The 15,369-nt window shown below is 67.4% G+C and carries 15 protein-coding genes; 6 read left to right on the forward strand and 9 right to left on the reverse strand.

The window, feature by feature from the left end; genetic code table 11:
- The 3 genes from sufC to ASG48_RS14470 all read right to left on the reverse strand — a co-directional run bounded on the left by sufC (position 1) and on the right by ASG48_RS14470 (position 3,759).
- Positions 1 to 756 (reverse strand): Fe-S cluster assembly ATPase SufC, encoded by a 756-nt coding sequence (gene sufC / locus ASG48_RS14460; RefSeq protein WP_055851389.1) that lies wholly within the window; start codon positions 754 to 756, stop codon positions 1 to 3.
- A 158-nt stretch (positions 757 to 914) separates the two neighbouring features.
- Positions 915 to 2,438, reverse strand: coding sequence for a Fe-S cluster assembly protein SufB (gene sufB / locus ASG48_RS14465; RefSeq protein ID WP_055851391.1), 1,524 nt, complete (start codon positions 2,436 to 2,438; stop codon positions 915 to 917).
- A 133-nt stretch (positions 2,439 to 2,571) separates the two neighbouring features.
- Positions 2,572 to 3,759: a cysteine desulfurase family protein gene (locus tag ASG48_RS14470; RefSeq protein ID WP_055851195.1), complete on the reverse strand. Its 1,188-nt coding sequence runs from the start codon at positions 3,757 to 3,759 to the stop codon at positions 2,572 to 2,574.
- Positions 3,760 to 3,942: 183 nt separating this feature from the next.
- Here ASG48_RS14470 and ASG48_RS14475 point away from each other — a divergent pair, with 183 nt between their 5' ends.
- Positions 3,943 to 4,617 carry an alpha/beta hydrolase gene (locus ASG48_RS14475; RefSeq protein WP_055851198.1) on the forward strand — a complete coding sequence of 225 codons (675 nt, stop codon included), beginning with the start codon at positions 3,943 to 3,945 and terminating at the stop codon, positions 4,615 to 4,617.
- Positions 4,618 to 4,633: 16 nt separating this feature from the next.
- Here ASG48_RS14475 and ASG48_RS14480 read toward each other — a convergent pair whose 3' ends face one another.
- Complete coding sequence (locus ASG48_RS14480) at positions 4,634 to 5,806, reverse strand: anhydro-N-acetylmuramic acid kinase (RefSeq protein WP_055851201.1); 1,173 nt, start codon at positions 5,804 to 5,806, stop codon at positions 4,634 to 4,636.
- Positions 5,807 to 5,926: 120 nt separating this feature from the next.
- On the opposite strand from ASG48_RS14480, the gene tyrS reads away from it, so the two are divergent.
- On the forward strand, positions 5,927 to 7,180 hold the full coding sequence (gene tyrS / locus ASG48_RS14485) for a tyrosine--tRNA ligase (RefSeq protein ID WP_055851204.1): 1,254 nt from the start codon (positions 5,927 to 5,929) through the stop codon (positions 7,178 to 7,180).
- Between the two features lie 87 nt (positions 7,181 to 7,267).
- Here the strand turns inward: tyrS and clpA are convergent, their stop codons facing one another.
- The 3 genes from clpA to ASG48_RS14500 form a co-directional block, all read right to left on the reverse strand.
- Positions 7,268 to 9,763, reverse strand: a complete 2,496-nt coding sequence (clpA, locus tag ASG48_RS14490) for an ATP-dependent Clp protease ATP-binding subunit ClpA (RefSeq protein ID WP_055851207.1) — start codon at positions 9,761 to 9,763, stop codon at positions 7,268 to 7,270.
- A gap of 8 nt (positions 9,764 to 9,771) precedes the next feature.
- Positions 9,772 to 10,134: an ATP-dependent Clp protease adapter ClpS gene (clpS, locus tag ASG48_RS14495; protein WP_055851210.1), complete on the reverse strand. Its 363-nt coding sequence runs from the start codon at positions 10,132 to 10,134 to the stop codon at positions 9,772 to 9,774.
- A gap of 245 nt (positions 10,135 to 10,379) precedes the next feature.
- Positions 10,380 to 10,757: a phasin family protein gene (locus ASG48_RS14500; RefSeq protein WP_055851213.1), complete on the reverse strand. Its 378-nt coding sequence runs from the start codon at positions 10,755 to 10,757 to the stop codon at positions 10,380 to 10,382.
- A gap of 429 nt (positions 10,758 to 11,186) precedes the next feature.
- On the opposite strand from ASG48_RS14500, the gene ASG48_RS14505 reads away from it, so the two are divergent.
- Together ASG48_RS14505 and ASG48_RS14510 are read left to right on the forward strand one after the other, a co-directional pair.
- The gene (locus ASG48_RS14505; protein ID WP_082529487.1) at positions 11,187 to 12,662 is read left to right on the forward strand and encodes a D-alanyl-D-alanine carboxypeptidase family protein; all 1,476 of its coding nucleotides are present in this window, start codon (positions 11,187 to 11,189) and stop codon (positions 12,660 to 12,662) included.
- 115 nt (positions 12,663 to 12,777) lie between these two features.
- Positions 12,778 to 13,047 carry a hypothetical protein gene (locus tag ASG48_RS14510; RefSeq protein ID WP_156381616.1) on the forward strand — a complete coding sequence of 90 codons (270 nt, stop codon included), beginning with the start codon at positions 12,778 to 12,780 and terminating at the stop codon, positions 13,045 to 13,047.
- Positions 13,048 to 13,056: 9 nt separating this feature from the next.
- Here ASG48_RS14510 and ASG48_RS14515 read toward each other — a convergent pair whose 3' ends face one another.
- Positions 13,057 to 13,473 carry a DUF1489 family protein gene (locus ASG48_RS14515; protein WP_055851216.1) on the reverse strand — a complete coding sequence of 139 codons (417 nt, stop codon included), beginning with the start codon at positions 13,471 to 13,473 and terminating at the stop codon, positions 13,057 to 13,059.
- A gap of 134 nt (positions 13,474 to 13,607) precedes the next feature.
- Between ASG48_RS14515 and ASG48_RS14520 the strand changes: the two genes are divergently transcribed.
- A complete protein-coding gene (locus tag ASG48_RS14520) occupies positions 13,608 to 14,294 on the forward strand; it encodes a DUF599 family protein (RefSeq protein ID WP_082529498.1) in 687 nt (228 codons plus the stop codon).
- The gene (locus ASG48_RS14525; RefSeq protein ID WP_055851224.1) at positions 14,291 to 14,572 is read left to right on the forward strand and encodes a DUF3253 domain-containing protein; all 282 of its coding nucleotides are present in this window, start codon (positions 14,291 to 14,293) and stop codon (positions 14,570 to 14,572) included. Before ASG48_RS14520 ends, ASG48_RS14525 begins: the two co-directional genes overlap by 4 nt.
- A 4-nt stretch (positions 14,573 to 14,576) precedes the next feature.
- Here ASG48_RS14525 and ASG48_RS14530 read toward each other — a convergent pair whose 3' ends face one another.
- Complete coding sequence (locus tag ASG48_RS14530) at positions 14,577 to 15,368, reverse strand: YdcF family protein (RefSeq protein WP_055851228.1); 792 nt, start codon at positions 15,366 to 15,368, stop codon at positions 14,577 to 14,579.
- Position 15,369: the final 1 nt, after the last annotated feature.

Consider the following 15,369-nt stretch of genomic DNA (forward strand, 5'->3'; position numbering starts at 1 on the left):
TCAGGCCGCCTCGCCGATGATCTGCGAATAGCCCTCGTTCTCCAGCGTCAGCGCCAGTTCCTTGCCGCCGGACTTGATGATGCGGCCCTTGTAGAGGACATGCACCGTATCGGGCACGATATGCTCCAGCAGGCGCTGGTAATGGGTGATGACGAGGAAGGACCGGTCGGCCGAGCGCAGCGCGTTGACGCCGTCCGAGACGATCTTCAGGGCGTCGATATCGAGGCCGGAATCGGTTTCGTCCATCACGCAGAGCTTGGGCTCCAGAAGGGCCATCTGCAGGATTTCGGCGCGCTTCTTCTCGCCGCCGGAAAAGCCGACATTGAGCGGGCGCTTGAGCATCTCGGGGGCGATCTTCAGGTCGGCCGCCGCCGCCTTCACCCGGCGCATGAAGTCCGGCGTCGTCAGCTCGCCGTCGCCCCGCGCCTTGCGCTGGGCGTTGAGCGCGGTCTTCAGGAAGGTCATCGTCGCGACGCCCGGAATTTCCAGCGGATACTGGAAGGCCAGGAACACGCCGAGCGCCGCGCGCTCCGCCGCGTCCATCTCCAGGATCGACTCGCCGTTATAGAGGATCTCGCCCTCGGTCACCTCGTAGTCCTCGCGGCCGGCGAGGATATAGGAGAGGGTGGACTTGCCCGAGCCGTTCGGCCCCATGATCGCGGCGACTTCGCCCGCCTTCACGGTCAGGTCGAGGCCGCGCAGGATCTCGGTGTCGGTGTCCGCCACCTTGGCGTGAAGGTTCTTGATTTCCAGCACTTTGAGCTTCCAGACTTTCGAGACGGATGGCGCGGCCGAGCGACCGGCGAAATGGGACATTTGATCTTGGCGCAGGACGGCCGACATGCCGCCCTTCCGCCCGGAGGTCGTCTGTCGAGGGACGGTCTTGCCGCCCCTCGACGCAAACGATGGCGGGCCTAGCCGACCGAGCCTTCGAGGCTGATGCCGATGAGCTTCTGCGCCTCGACGGCGAACTCCATCGGCAGCTGCTGGATGACGTCCTTGACGAAGCCGTTGACGATCAGCGCCACGGCCTCCTCCTGCGGGATGCCGCGCTGCATGCAGTAGAACAGCTGGTCCTCGGAGATCTTGGACGTCGTCGCCTCGTGTTCGAACTGGGCCGTGGCGTTCTTCGATTCGATGTAGGGCACGGTGTGCGCGCCGCAGTCCTCGCCGATCAGGAGCGAGTCGCATTGCGTGAAGTTGCGGGCGTTCGAGGCCTTGCCGTTCGCCGTCACCTGGCCGCGATAGGTGTTGTTGGAATGGCCGGCCGAGATGCCCTTGGAGATGATGCGGCTCGACGTGTTCTTGCCGAGATGGATCATCTTGGTGCCGGAGTCGATCTGCTGACGGCCGTTCGACACCGCGATCGAATAGAACTCGCCGCGCGAATTGTCGCCGCGCAGGATGCAGGACGGGTACTTCCAGGTGATCGCCGAACCGGTCTCGACCTGCGTCCAGGAGATGCGCGAGTTGTCGCCGCGGCAGTCGCCCCGCTTGGTGACGAAGTTGTAGATGCCGCCCTTGCCTTCCTTGTCGCCGGGATACCAGTTCTGGACCGTCGAATACTTGATCTCGGCGTCCTTCAGGGCGACGAGCTCGACGACGGCCGCATGCAGCTGGTTCTCGTCGCGCTGGGGCGCCGTGCAGCCTTCGAGATAGGAAACGTAGGCACCCTCGTCGGCGATGATGAGGGTGCGCTCGAACTGGCCGGTGTTGCGCTCGTTGATGCGGAAATAGGTCGAGAGCTCCATCGGGCAGCGCACGCCCTTCGGCACGTAGACGAAGGACCCGTCGGTGAAGACGGCCGAGTTCAGCGTCGCGTAGAAATTGTCCGACACGGGCACGACGGAGCCGAGATACTGCTTCACGAGGTCCGGATATTCCCGGATAGCCTCGGAGATCGGCATGAAGATCACGCCGGCCTTCTGCAGTTCCTTCTTGAAGGTCGTGGCGACGGAGACGGAGTCGAACACGGCGTCGACCGCGACACGGCGCTCGGGCATCTCGATCAGCTCGCCGCTGTCGTCATATTGCGGCGCGGGCGCGCTCTTCACGACACCGGCCAGGATCTCCTGCTCCTTCAGCGGGATGCCCAGCTTCTCGTAGGTGCGCAGGATCTCGGGATCCACTTCCGCGAGCGAGGCCGGGCCGCTCATCGACTTCGGCGCCGCGTAATAGTGGATGTCCTGGAAATCGATCTCCGGATAGTCGAGGCGCGCCCAGGAGGGGCTTTCCATCGTCTTCCAGCGCTCGAAGGCCTCGAGCCGCCAGTCCAGCATCCACTGCGGCTCGTCCTTCTTGGCCGAGATCAGGCGGATGGTCTCTTCGGTCAGCCCCTTGGGCGCCACATCCATCTCGATGAGCGTCTCGAAGCCGTATTTGTACTGATCGACATCGATCCGACGGACCTGATCGATCGTTTCCTGGACTGCAGGCATGACCTTCTCCATACTCGCCGGGGTCAAGGCCCGGTGGTCGGGATTATCCGGGGAAACTATCGTTTCCCGTCGGACTCATAAATAGTGACCTGCGCCCGAAATGACAGGCGCGCTGCGGCATTGCGCGCCGTGTTCAGGCGGCGCGATCCTTCTTCTCCCGGCCGCCCGCGCGGGCGGCGAGGGCCAGATAGGCCTCGGCAAAGTCGTCGATCTCGGCTTGGCCGGTTTCGTAGCCGAAACTCACGCGGATTGCACCCTCGTGCGCATCGAACGGCGCCCCGCCCTCGGCCATGGCGGCGAGAACCGCGCTGCGCCCGACCTTGCCGGATGTGCAGGCCGAGCCGGAGGAGACGGCGAAGCCGGCGAGATCGAGCGCCATCTGCGCCGTCTCGCCCTTCACGCCCGGGCAGACGAGGCAGGACGTGTTCACCAGCCTCGAAGCTCCGGCGCCCGCCACGCGGATTCGCGGATCGCCTTCGACAAGCCGCGCCTCGAGCCGGTCCCGAAGATCGGCCAGCCGCTCGAAGTCGCCCTCCGTGCGCGTCGCGGCCAAGGCGGCGGCGGCGCCGAAGCTTGCGGCCAGTGCCAGCGCCGGCGTGCCCGCGCGGAGCCCCCGCTCCTGCCCGCCGCCGCGAAGCAGCGGCATGGGCCGCGTCTCGGCCCGCGCGATCACCGCGGCGCCGATGCCCTTGGCCGCGCCGATCTTGTGCCCGGACAGGATCAGGGCCGCCGCCCCGAGCCGGCCGGCATCGATCGGCATCCGGCCGGCCGCCTGAACGATGTCGAGCACCAGCGTCACCGGCGCGCCGGCGATCGCCGCGTGGATCGCATCCAGCGGCTGAACGACGCCGGTCTCGGAATTGGCGAGGCACAGGGCGAGGAGGCTCGGCTCGGGCGCCTGCGCGACGAAGGCGCGCAGGGCGTCGATTTCGATCAGACCGTCAGCGTCGACGGGAAGGCGCGTCACGCGGTCCGGCGGAAAGCTGCCGCCGTCGCGAAGGCAGGAATGATCCGTCGCCAGAACGGCAAGGCGGAAAAACCGCGTCGCCCGGCCGCCGACCAGCCAGTCCGGGCCGAGCAGCATCGCGGCCGATTCGGTGGCGCCGCTCGCGAAGACGACGCTTTCCGGCACCGCGCCGACGAGACCAGCCACGTCGCGGCGGGCGGCATCGAGGCAGGCGCGGGCCCTGCGGCCCTCCTGATGGACGGAGGACGGATTGCCGGTCAGAGAGAGCGCCGCGCACAGAGCCTCGCGTGCGCCGTCGAGCAGCGGCGCGGAGGCGTTGTGGTCCAGATAGGAACGGTTGCGGCCGGTCGGCATGGGCTCCCGCGAAGGTCTCGAATTGCGCGCGGCGCGCAAAAACCTTGAATTTCCGCGTCCGTGCGGACTACAAACGCGCACCACGCGCTCATACTTTTGAATGGTTCTAAACTAGAGCCTATGGCGGAGCCGCCTCGCCGTCAACCGGCGGGCCGGACGCGAGCGCCAGAGGAAGAGATATCCATGCCCGAAGTCATCTTCAACGGTCCCGCCGGTCGCCTCGAAGGCCGATACCAGGCCGCCAAGGGCAAGAACGCGCCGATCGCCATCGTGCTGCATCCTCATCCGCGCTTTGGCGGCACGATGAACAACCAGATCGTGTACCAGCTCTTCTACATGTTCGTGGAGCGCGGCTTCACGACCCTGCGCTTCAATTTTCGCGGCATCGGCCGCAGCCAGGGCGAGTTCGACCACGGCTCGGGCGAACTCTCGGACGCGGCGGCCGCGCTCGACTGGGTCCAGTCGATCCATCCCGATTCCAAGCAGTGCTGGGTGGCCGGCTATTCCTTCGGTTCGTGGATCGGCATGCAGCTCCTGATGCGCCGCCCGGAGATCGAGGGCTTCATCTCGGTCGCCCCGCAGCCCAATTCCTACGACTTCTCCTTCCTCGCCCCCTGCCCCTCCTCGGGCCTCATCATCCATGGCGACAAGGACCGTGTGGCCCCGCCGAAGGACGTGCAGACGCTCGTGGAGAAGCTGAAGACGCAGAAGGGCATCCTCATCACGCAGAAGATCATGGAAGGCGCCAACCACTTCTTCAGCGAACACACGGAAGAGCTGATCGGCGAATGCAGCGACTATCTCGACCGGCGCCTCGCCGGCGAGCTCTCCGACCCTCGCCCCAAGCGCCTGCGCTGAGCGATCCTCTGCCGGTTCAGCCGGCGGCGACTGCCTTCGGCGGTCCGGGACGCGAGGCGACGCCGCCGGTGACCGCCGTCCGGCAGCCGGTGGTGGTCGGGTAGGTCAGGGGCAGCCCGGCCAGCGAGCGCTTGGCGAGGAAGGCCCAGGCCTCGGCCTCCATCGCATCGCCGTCGAACCCCGCCTCCTCCGCCGTCACGACGCGCGCGCCGCGCCGTGCGGCACCGGCCTTCAGGTCCGCCAGGATCGCCGGGTGCCGGCGCCCTCCGCCGCAGGCGATCCAGAGCTTCGGCGCCGACGGAAAATGCTCGGCGGACTTCAGGATCGCCTCGGCGCTGACGAAACACAGGGTCCGCGCCACGTCCTCCACCGATCCCGCCGAGGCGTCCGGCATCGGAAAATCGAACCGGTCGAGCGATTTCGGGGCGGCGCGCGCGAAGAACTCCGACGAGAGATAGCGCCCGGCAAGGTCCTCGATCACGCCGCCTTCGCTGGCGATATGGCCGTTCTGGTCGAAGGGAATGCCGATCTCGGTCTGCACCCAGCGATCGATGAGCGCGTTGCCGGGACCGCTGTCGAAGGCCACGGGATCGAGGCTCTCGCCCAGCCAGGTCACGTTCGAGATGCCGCCGATATTGACGAAGACGACCGGCCGCGCGGCAAGGTCCGGCGCGAGGGCCGAGACGAGCGCCTGATGATAGGCCGGCACCAGCGGGGCGCCCTGCCCGCCGGCCATCATATCGGCCGCGCGCATGTCGTGGACGACGGAGAGGCCGAGCGCATCGGCGAGACGTTGCCCGTCGCCGATCTGCACGGTCAGGGCCCGGTCCGGGCGGTGCAGCACCGTCTGGCCGTGGAAGCCGACGACGTCGATCTCCTCCCTCGCAAGGCCGGTATCGCCCAGGAACGTCTCCACCGCCGACGCGTGCCGGTCCGTCAGCGCGACCTCGAGAGCCTCTAGATCGCCGATCCGCGCTTCGCGCCGCGTCAGCGCCTTGGCCGTCTCGAGGCCGGCGGCAAGGCGCCGCTGGAAGGCCGCGTCGTAGGCGTAGACCCGCGCGGGCCCGCGCTCGAACACGGTCACGCCATCCGTGCGGATGGCCGCGACGTCGATCCCGTCGAGCGAGGTGCCGCTCATCAGGCCGATCGACCAGCGCGTCTCTTCGGCGCCCTCGTGTTTCACTGGCATTCACCGCCCGTTTTGCTATGAGCCGCAGCAAGATCCCCGGCCAGGCCGCAGCGCGGCGGGCGCGGGGAAGAGGCCGGCGCCGGTCCATGCGACCGTCCGGTTCCAATGGGGCCCTGATCCATGACGCAGTACAAGTCCGATTTCCTCCGCATTCTGTCGGAGCGTGGCTTCATCCACCAGATATCCGACGAGAGCGGGCTCGACGACCTGTTCCGCACGCAGACCGTGACGGGCTATATCGGCTACGATCCCACGGCCGCCAGCCTGCATGTCGGCCATCTCACGCAGACCATGATGCTGCACTGGATGCAGGAGACGGGCCATCGCCCCATCGCGCTGATGGGCGGCGGCACGGGCATGATCGGCGATCCCTCCTTCAAGGACGAGGCGCGCAAGCTCCTGACCAACGAGGGCATCCAGGAAAATCTCGCCGGCCTGCGCCGCTCCTTCGCCCGCTACCTGCGCTTCGGCGACGGCCCGAAGGACGCGATCATGGCCGACAATGCCGACTGGCTGCTGGACCTGAACTACGTCGCCTTCCTGCGCGACGTCGGCCGGCATTTCTCGGTCAACCGCATGCTCTCCTTCGACAGCGTGAAGCTGCGGCTCGACCGCGAGCAGTCGCTCTCCTTCCTCGAATTCAACTACATGATCCTGCAGGCCTACGACTTCGTGGAGCTGAACAAGCGCTACGACTGCCGCCTGCAGCTCGGCGGCTCCGATCAGTGGGGCAACATCATCAACGGCATCGATCTCGGCCACCGCATGGGCACGCCGCAGCTCTTCGCCCTGACCTCGCCGCTGTTGACCACCGCCTCCGGCGCCAAGATGGGCAAGAGCGCCAACGGCGCCGTCTGGCTGAACCCGGACATGCTGAGCCCCTACGAATTCTGGCAATATTGGCGCAACACCGAGGATGCCGATGTCGGCCGCTTCCTGAAGCTCTTCACCACGCTGCCGATGGACGAGATCGCGCGCCTCGAAGCCCTCGGCGGCGCCGAGATCAACGAGGCGAAGAAGCAGCTCGCGAGCGCGGTGACGGCCAAGCTCCACGGCGAGGCCGCCGCGCTCGAAGCGGCCGAGACGGCGCGCAAGACCTTCGAGGAGGGTGCGCTGGCCGAGACGCTGCCGACCGTCGAACTGCCCGCCTCCGAGTTTTCCGCCGGTCTCGGTCTCCTCTCGGCGCTCGTGGCGGCCGGCCTTGCCGGTTCGAACGGCGAAGCGCGCCGTCACGTGAAGGGCGGCGCGGTGCGACTCAACGACGAGCAGATCGAGGACGAGCGGCGCATGATCGGCGAGAGCGATCTGTCGAGCGGTGTCGCCAAGCTCTCGGTCGGGCGCAAGAAGCACGTGCTCCTGCGCCCGGTCGGTTAGGACGCTTCAACCGCTCCTTCCATGCAAAAGGCCGGCCGCGTCACCCGCGGCCGGCCTTTTCTGTATCGCGTCAGGCCAGCGCCCGCCTCAGCTGCGGCGCGGCACTTTCGGCACGGCACCGGGACGCTTCTCGGCCTTCGGCGCGTCGGTCGAGACCGCCGTGTCCGGCTCGTCCCCGAGATCGTCGTCCCCGTCCTCGTCCTCTTCGATCTCGGTCCCGTCGGGCGCGACCTTGGCGCGCTTGCGCGCCACCGCCCCATCCTCGGACCCCCGCCGAAGCTTCGGCGGCACATCGTCGGCGATGGCCTCGAGCGACAGCTTGCGCGTGCCGTCCGGCGCCTCGACGACGGTGACCTTGACCGTCCCGCCCTTCTTCAGCTTGCCGAAGAGCACCTCGTCGGCGAGCGGCTTCTTGATATGCTCCTGGATCACGCGGCCCAGCGGACGCGCGCCCATCTGCTCGTCGTAGCCCTTCTCCGCGAGCCAGGAGATCGCCTCCGGCGACAGCTCGAACGTGACGCCGCGCTCCGAAAGCTGCGCCTCGAGCTGCATGACGAACTTCTCGACCACCTGATGGATGACCTCGGTCGGCAGGCCGCCGAAGGTGATGATCGAATCCAGTCGGTTGCGGAACTCGGGCGTGAACAGGCGGTTGATCGCCTCCTCGTCCGCCCCGGTCCGCCGGGACGAGCCGAAGCCGATGGCCGACTTCGCCATTTCCGAGGCGCCGGCATTGGTCGTCATGATCAGGATGACGTTCCGGAAATCGACCTGCTTGCCGTTGTGATCGGTCAGCTTGCCGTGGTCCATCACCTGCAGGAGGATGTTGAAGAGGTCCGGATGGGCCTTCTCGATCTCGTCGAGCAGCAGAACGCAATGCGGATGCTGGTCGATCCCGTCCGTCAGCATGCCGCCCTGGTCGAAGCCGACATAGCCCGGAGGCGCGCCGATCAACCGCGAGACGGTGTGACGCTCCATGTATTCGGACATGTCGAACCGTAGGAGCTCGACGCCGAGCGAGGAGGCGAGCTGCTTGGCGACTTCCGTCTTGCCGACGCCCGTCGGGCCGGAGAAGAGGTAGCAGCCGATCGGCTTGTCCGGCTCGCGAAGACCGGCACGCGCCAGCTTGATCGCCGAGGACAGCGCCTCGATCGCCGCGTCCTGGCCGTAGACGACGCGCTTGAGCTGCTCGGAAAGATGGGCGAGCACTTCCTCGTCGTCGCGCGACACCGATTTCGGCGGGATGCGGGCCATCGTGGCGACGGTCGCCTCGATCTCCTTCACGCCGATCTGCTTCTTGCGCTTGGCCTCGGGCAGCAGCATCTGCGAGGCGCCGGTCTCGTCGATCACGTCGATCGCCTTGTCCGGCAGCTTGCGGTCGTTGATGTAGCGCGCCGAGAGCTCGACGGCCGAACGGATGGCGTCATTCGTGAACTTCACGTGGTGGAAGTCCTCGAAATACGGCTTCAGCCCCTTCAGGATCGAGATCGCGTCCTCGACGGTCGGCTCCTTCACGTCGATCTTCTGGAACCGCCGCACGAGCGCGCGGTCCTTCTCGAAGAACTGGCGGTACTCCTTGTAGGTCGTCGATCCGATGCAGCGGATCGCGCCGGACGAGAGCGCAGGCTTGAGGAGATTCGAGGCGTCCATGGCCCCGCCCGACGTGGCGCCGGCGCCGATCACCGTGTGGATCTCGTCGATGAAGAGGACCGCGCCCGGATATTCCTCGAGTTCCTTGACGACCTGCTTCAGCCGCTCCTCGAAGTCGCCGCGGTAGCGCGTGCCGGCGAGAAGCGTGCCCATGTCGAGCGAGAAGATCGTGGCGTCCGCCAGGACTTCCGGCACGTCGCCCTCGACGATGCGCTTGGCCAGACCTTCGGCGATCGCGGTCTTGCCGACGCCGGGATCGCCGACATAGAGCGGATTGTTCTTGGAGCGGCGGCACAGCACCTGGATGGTGCGGTTGATTTCCTCGGCCCGCCCGATGAGCGGATCGATCCGGCCGTTGCGGGCCTTCTCGTTCAGGTTGACGCAATAGGCCGTCAACGCGTCCTGCGCGGTTTTCCGCTTGCCTTCCTCCTCAGAGCCGATAGTCGACTGCTCCTCTTCCGCGCCGCGGATCGGTCGGCTCTCGGAGCCGCCAGGCCGCTTGGAGATCCCGTGGGAAATGAAGTTCACGGCGTCGTAGCGTGTCATTTCCTGCTCCTGCAGGAAATAGGCCGCATGGCTTTCGCGCTCGGCAAAGATGGCGACGAGCACGTTGGCGCCGGTCACTTCCTCGCGACCGGAGGACTGGACATGGATGACCGCCCGCTGGATCACGCGATGGAAACCGGCAGTGGGCTTGGAATCCTCGTCATGGCCGGTGACGAGGTTGGAGAGTTCGGTATCGATATAGCGGACCAGATTGGTGCGCAGGAGATCGACGTTGACGCTGCAGCCGTTCATGACGGCGAAGGCGTCCTTGTCGTCGAGCAGCGCCAGCAGCAGATGCTCCAGGGTCGCGAACTCCTGGTGACGGTCGTTGGCGAAGGTCAGCGCCTGGTGCAGGGACTTCTCAAGACTTTGCGAGAATGTCGGCAAGCTTCACCTCAATTCTTTTCCATCACGCATTGCAGCGGATGCTGATGTTGACGGGCGAAATCCATGACCTGCGTGACCTTGGTCTCAGCGACCTCGAAGGTATAGACCCCGCACTCGCCGACGCCGTGGTTGTGAACATGCCGCATGATCCGCGTCGCCGCTTCCCGGTCCTTCTGGAAGAACCGTTCCAGAACGTGGATGACGAACTCCATCGGAGTGTAATCGTCGTTCAGGAGCAGCACTCTGTAAAGGCTCGGCCGCTTCGTCTTGGGCTTGGTCCGGGTGATCACGGACGTGCCGCGATCGGGCCCCCCGCCGTCCGGTCGGTCGGCCTGGGACCGGGGAGCGGTCCTCGGTCGCGTATCGGTCATGCAAACACACCTTCGTCGTCGTCGACTATGTAAGTGCGGGTCCGGCGATGTTAAGGGCGGGCGACCCCGCGGCAAAACGGACCGTCTCGTGCCGTCGCCGGTTCGCCCGAAGATCCACGCCGCCGACCCGCGAACCCAAACGCTGCGAAACTACCGCCAAACACCGCGGGCCGGCAACGAAAAAGGGCCCGGCGGCAAGCCGGGCCCTTTCAATGCGAACAGATGCTTGGGGCTCGAGCGGCGCCTCAGGCGGCCTGCTGCTCGACCTCGGCGACGGCGTGCTTCATCGCGTCGTTGCCGGCTTCCATGGCCTTGCCGGCGATCTTCTCGTAGGGCTTGTAGGCCTGACGCGCGATGTCGGCGTAGATCTCGCCCATCTTCGTGGCCTGCGCGACCCAGGCCTGATAGGCCGAACGGGCGTACTCGTTCTGAACCTCGATGACCTTCTCGACGCTGCGCGCCTGGGTCAGCTTCTCGAACATCTGGCTCTGCTGCTCGAAGGAGCGCTTGGCGAACTCGCCGCTCTCGGCGGCGATCTGCTGGAAGCCCTTGGTCACGACCGAGAACGACTTCAGCGCGTTGTCGGCGGCTTCCTTGGTGACCTTGTTGGCGTCTTCGTACATGGGATATCCCTTCCTGCGGATTTTTCGATCGGCAGGATCCCGGCGCCGCGCCCCGCGACGTCCACCCTGCATCGTTCCGGATATATTGCACTGCACAATGACATTCAAGTCTCTTCCGCGGCGCAACAGATCGTGATGATCCTCCGTCTTCGATTCGCCGCGATGGCCGGGGCAAAGGAGGGACCCCGGGAGGCACGCCCGCATGGCGGCGCGCTCGCCGCGCAGGCGTTCCCCGGGTGGTGGCGCGCTCGAACCCGAACGAAATGCGGGGCGGTTCCGGAAGGGTCTGGCAACCATAAACGGATTGGTAAGCGCGTCCCCATAATCTGCCGTGCAAGCAAGGCGTTTCAGGCGGTGGACGGGTCGACGAGCCCTCGTTCCTCTGCCTGTCGCGCCATCGAGACCAGCCCGAGCGAAAGAGAATTGCCCGTGCGTATTGCGCTGCCGAAACTGAGACGCCTTACCGAGTTCGCCGCCGGCGTCACGCTGAGCGTCGCACTCCTCGCCTCTCCGGCCGCCGCCGCCAAGAAGAAGGCCGTCGACGTCAATCCGCTCTATGCCGCCGTCGTCATCGACGCGAACAACGGACGCGTCCTCTATCAGGAGGATGCCGACGCGCTGCGCTACCCCGCCTCGCTCACCAAGATGATGACGCTCTATCTCACCTTCGACGCGCTGAAGAGCCGGCAGATCTCGCTCTCGAGCCGCATGCCGGTCTCGGCCTATGCCGCTTCGCGTCCGCCCTCCAAGCTCGGCCTCAAGGTCGGCTCGACGATCAGCGTCGAGGACGGCATCAAGGCGCTCGTCACCAAATCCGCCAACGACGCGTCCGTCGTGCTGGGCGAGTTCCTCGCCGGGTCCGAGAAGGCCTTCGCCGAGCGGATGACGCAGACGGCGCGGCGCATCGGCATGAGCCGCACGACGTTCCAGAACGCCAACGGCCTGCCGAACGACGCCCAGAAGACCACGGCGCGCGACATGGCCACGCTCGGCATCGCCCTGCGCGAGCACTTCCCCGAATACTACCCGTATTTCTCCACCCGCGTTTACACGTTCAACGGCCAGCGCATCGGCAACCACAACCGCGTCCTGAACCGCGTCGAGGGCGTCGACGGCATCAAGACCGGCTATATCCGCGCCTCCGGCTTCAACCTCGTCTCCTCCGTCGTGCGCGGCGACAAGAAGCTCGTGGCCGTGGTGATGGGCGGTCGCTCGGGCCGCTCGCGCGACGACCACATGGTGGAACTCCTCAACCGCTATCTGCCGCAGGCGAGCGGACGCGAAGGCGGGCCGCTGATCGCGGCGCGCAGCGGCCGCAGCCAGGTCGTGGCGGCGCTGAGCGCGGCGCCCAAGCCCGAGCTCCGGCCCCGCTCGCAGGCCTCCATCGAGGACCGCATCGCGTCGGCCTACGGCAGCGAGCCGATGCCGGCCATGCAGATGCCGGTCCCGGCCGAGCGCCCGGTCGTCGGTCGCGACGCCATCCGCGCCGCGCTCGTGGAAGAGCGGCCGACCGCCCGACTGATGGTTCCGGCCGCACAGATCCTCTCCGAGCCGCAATCCGCCTCCGCCTTCCCGACCCCGCGCGCGGCGATCCCCGCCGGCCGCGACTTCGATCCCGAGACGACGGGCTCCGTGCGGACGGCCTCGGTGGCGGGTCGCTCGGGCTGGGTCGTGCAGATCGCCGCGGCGCCGACCGAGAGTCAGGCGATGGCGATCCTCGCCAAGGCCAAGGCCAAGGCGGGCGGACCGCTGGCCCATGCCGAGCCCTTCACGCAGGCCGTCGGCAGCGGGTCCCAGACCCTGCATCGCGCCCGCTTCGCCGGCTTCGCCGACAAGGCCGAGGCCTGGGACGCCTGCGCCGCCCTGAAGCGCAACGACTTCTCCTGCTACGCCGTCGCGAACTGACGACCGGCCCGCACCGGGCCCCCGACCTTCGCCTCGCAAATTGCCCGTCTCGTACCGAACAGCCGCCGACATGCAAGGTCGGCGCCTCGATGAGACTTGTCTTGAAGGAAGCACAATGTCCGTAGACCAGCAGAGCCTCGGCCTCGGCGATCTCATCGGCGCGGATGGCCTTTCGGGCGCCGCCGCGGTCCATCCGCTGCAACTGGCCGCGCAGCGCCTCGCCGACCAGCAGAACGGCAAGTCCCGGCTTCGGGCCAAGGACCTCGTCGGTCTGCTCCTGTGCCACGGCGCCCGGGCCTGGCGCGCCTCGCAGCCGCAGACGCAGATCCGCATCCGCGTCGTCGCGCCGGGCGGTCCCGCCGCGCTTCGTCTGCGCCTCCGGTAGGGAGGCCGGTTACAGGAGGCCGAGATCGGCGAGTTCGCGCCGCAGCATCGCCGGCAGACCGGCGCCGGCCTCGCCCTCGTCCGGCGGGGCTTCTTCGGGGAGGAGATAGCGCCACCCCTGGAAGGCCCGCCGCGGCTGCCACTGCGTGCGCACGAAGACGGGCTCCAGCACGATATGGCACCGCCCGATGCCCTCGCCATCGGTGAAGGGCTCGAGCGCCAGCACCTTCTGGCGCACCTGCACCTGACCCTTGATGACCCAGTAGAGCGAGCCCTGCCCGACGATCTCGTCCGCCCGCTTGGGCACCATGCGCGTCGTGTGGCGCTGGCCCGCCGCGGGCGCCATCGCGAGGCGCGCGGCCACGTGGGCCTCCAGATCCTCCACGGACTCGACCCCGACGCAGAGCTTGATGAGATGAAGCGGCATGGCGGCGGTATCCGCCAAGGCCCTCATCCCGTCAACCGGACGCAAGGTCCCATCCCGCATGGCGCGGCGGTTGCCATGGGCGGAAAGCCGTGCGAACAGGCGAAGCGCCTTCAAACGCTCCGGCGATGGAACCGATGATCGCTATCGACTCGTCCGAATGGATCGCGCTCGGCTTCTTCCTCGCCGTCTGGCTCGCCTACAATCTCGTCAGCGACCACACGCGCCTGTCGAAGCGCGGCCTGACGCATGCGATGAACATCGAGCGCGAGCGCTGGATGCGCGTCATGCTGGAGCGCGACCTGCGGATGATCGACACCGCGATCCTGACCGGCCTGCAGCAGGGCACGGCCTTCTTCGCCTCCGCCTGCATCTTCGCCATCGGCGGCTGTTTCGCGCTTCTCGGCTCGGCCGACATGATCGCCACCATCGCCGGCGACCTGCCGCTGCAGCCGGGCCTGAACAAGCCGTTGGTGGAGATGAAGCTCCTCGGCCTCGTCGTGATCTTCGCCTATGCCTTCTTCAAGTTCGGCTGGGCCTACCGGCTGTTCAACTACTGCACGATCCTCGTCGGGGCCGTGCCGATGCGCTCCGAGGCGCAGCACGACCGGGCGGGCGCGGAGCGCGCCATGCGCAAGGCGGCGCGGCTCAACCAGGTCGCCGCCTCGCATTTCAACGCGGGGCTGCGCGCCATCTTCTTCGGCCTCGCCTATCTCGGCTGGTTCCTCGGACCCGTCTTCCTCGTCGTGTCGACGGCCTTCGTCGTCCTCATCCTCGCCCACCGGCAATATCTGTCGCCGGCCCGCAAAGTTCTCGTCGAATGACCCTGACCGCCGACCGCTCTCCCGCTGAACTCGAAACGGCGATCCTGTCCGCCGTCGCCGAGCGCGGGCCGGACAAGACCGTCTGCCCCTCGGAGGTCGCCCGGGCGCTCGCCGGCAGCGACGAGACGCGCTGGCGTCTCCTGATGAAGCCCCTGCGCGCGGCCGCCGTGCGGCTGGCGGGGCAAGGCCGGCTGGAGATCCGGCGCAAGGGCAAGCCCGTCGATCCGCAGGACTTTCGCGGCATCTACCGGCTCGCGCCGCCGCGGCCGGCGGATTGAGACGTCAAGGCCCGGGGATCCACGCGTCCGTGCGGCCGGTGGCATAGTAGGTCGCGAGCCCGATAAATTCGCGAAGGGCGAAATGCACCTTCTCGAGATTGCGCGTCGTCGTGGAGGACGGCCGGTAGACGGCGGCGCCCGCCGGCGTCCGGTAATCGACCGGCACCGGCAGGACGTCAAAGCCCGCGACCCGGAAACAGCCGACGGCCCGGGGCATGTGGTAGGCGGAGGTCACGAGCAGCCAGGTCTCGCCCGGCCGGGGCGCCGCTAGCGCCTTCGCCTCCACCGCGTTCTCGTAGGTATTGCGCGCCCGGTCTTCCAGAAGGAGACGCGATGGCTCGAGCCCGAGATCGGCATAGAGCCGGCGCGCAGCCTCCGTCTCCGGCATGTCCTCCTCCAGGAGCGCCGCGACGCCGCCGCTGAACAGGACCCGCGCCTGCGGGTAGCGCCGGGCGAGCGCGAGGCCGGCCGTCAGCCGGTCCGCCGCCTCGTTGAGTTCGGGCACGCCGCGCGTGCGCGCGACACGCGTATCGAACCCGCCGCCAAGGACGACGATCCCCGCCGCCTCCTGCGGCAGCACCGCCGGCGGGACGCGATTCTCGAGGAAGGCCATCATCAGGAGGCCCGCCGGCGACAGGGCCGCCAGCGCCAGGAAGAGGGTCGCGCTCCAGAAGGCGACCCTCGCCGTTCGCCGCCACGCAAGGCGCGACAGCACCGCGGAGAGGACGAGCAGCGCGAGGACGACCGCGAGCGGCTGGAGAAGATACCAGCCGATCTTGGAGAGGACGAAGAACACC

This window comes from Aurantimonas sp. Leaf443 (assembly GCF_001425575.1).
Taxonomy (GTDB): Bacteria; Pseudomonadota; Alphaproteobacteria; order Rhizobiales; family Rhizobiaceae; genus Leaf443.

What these genes read in the sequence shown, in the direction of transcription:
- ASG48_RS14500 (WP_055851213.1), bottom strand. Translation starts at nt 10,757, where the DNA reads ATGTACGAAGACGCCAACAAGGTCACCAAGGAAGCCGCCGACAACGCG.
- clpS (WP_055851210.1), bottom strand. Translation starts at nt 10,134, where the DNA reads ATGACCGATACGCGACCGAGGACCGCTCCCCGGTCCCAGGCCGACCGA.
- ASG48_RS14480 (WP_055851201.1), bottom strand. Translation starts at nt 5,806, where the DNA reads ATGCCAGTGAAACACGAGGGCGCCGAAGAGACGCGCTGGTCGATCGGC.
- ASG48_RS14525 (WP_055851224.1), top strand. Translation starts at nt 14,291, where the DNA reads ATGACCCTGACCGCCGACCGCTCTCCCGCTGAACTCGAAACGGCGATC.
- sufB (WP_055851391.1), bottom strand. Translation starts at nt 2,438, where the DNA reads ATGCCTGCAGTCCAGGAAACGATCGATCAGGTCCGTCGGATCGATGTC.
- ASG48_RS14475 (WP_055851198.1), top strand. Translation starts at nt 3,943, where the DNA reads ATGCCCGAAGTCATCTTCAACGGTCCCGCCGGTCGCCTCGAAGGCCGA.
- tyrS (WP_055851204.1), top strand. Translation starts at nt 5,927, where the DNA reads ATGACGCAGTACAAGTCCGATTTCCTCCGCATTCTGTCGGAGCGTGGC.
- ASG48_RS14515 (WP_055851216.1), bottom strand. Translation starts at nt 13,473, where the DNA reads ATGCCGCTTCATCTCATCAAGCTCTGCGTCGGGGTCGAGTCCGTGGAG.
- ASG48_RS14510 (WP_156381616.1), top strand. Translation starts at nt 12,778, where the DNA reads ATGTCCGTAGACCAGCAGAGCCTCGGCCTCGGCGATCTCATCGGCGCG.
- ASG48_RS14520 (WP_082529498.1), top strand. Translation starts at nt 13,608, where the DNA reads ATGATCGCTATCGACTCGTCCGAATGGATCGCGCTCGGCTTCTTCCTC.
- ASG48_RS14470 (WP_055851195.1), bottom strand. Translation starts at nt 3,759, where the DNA reads ATGCCGACCGGCCGCAACCGTTCCTATCTGGACCACAACGCCTCCGCG.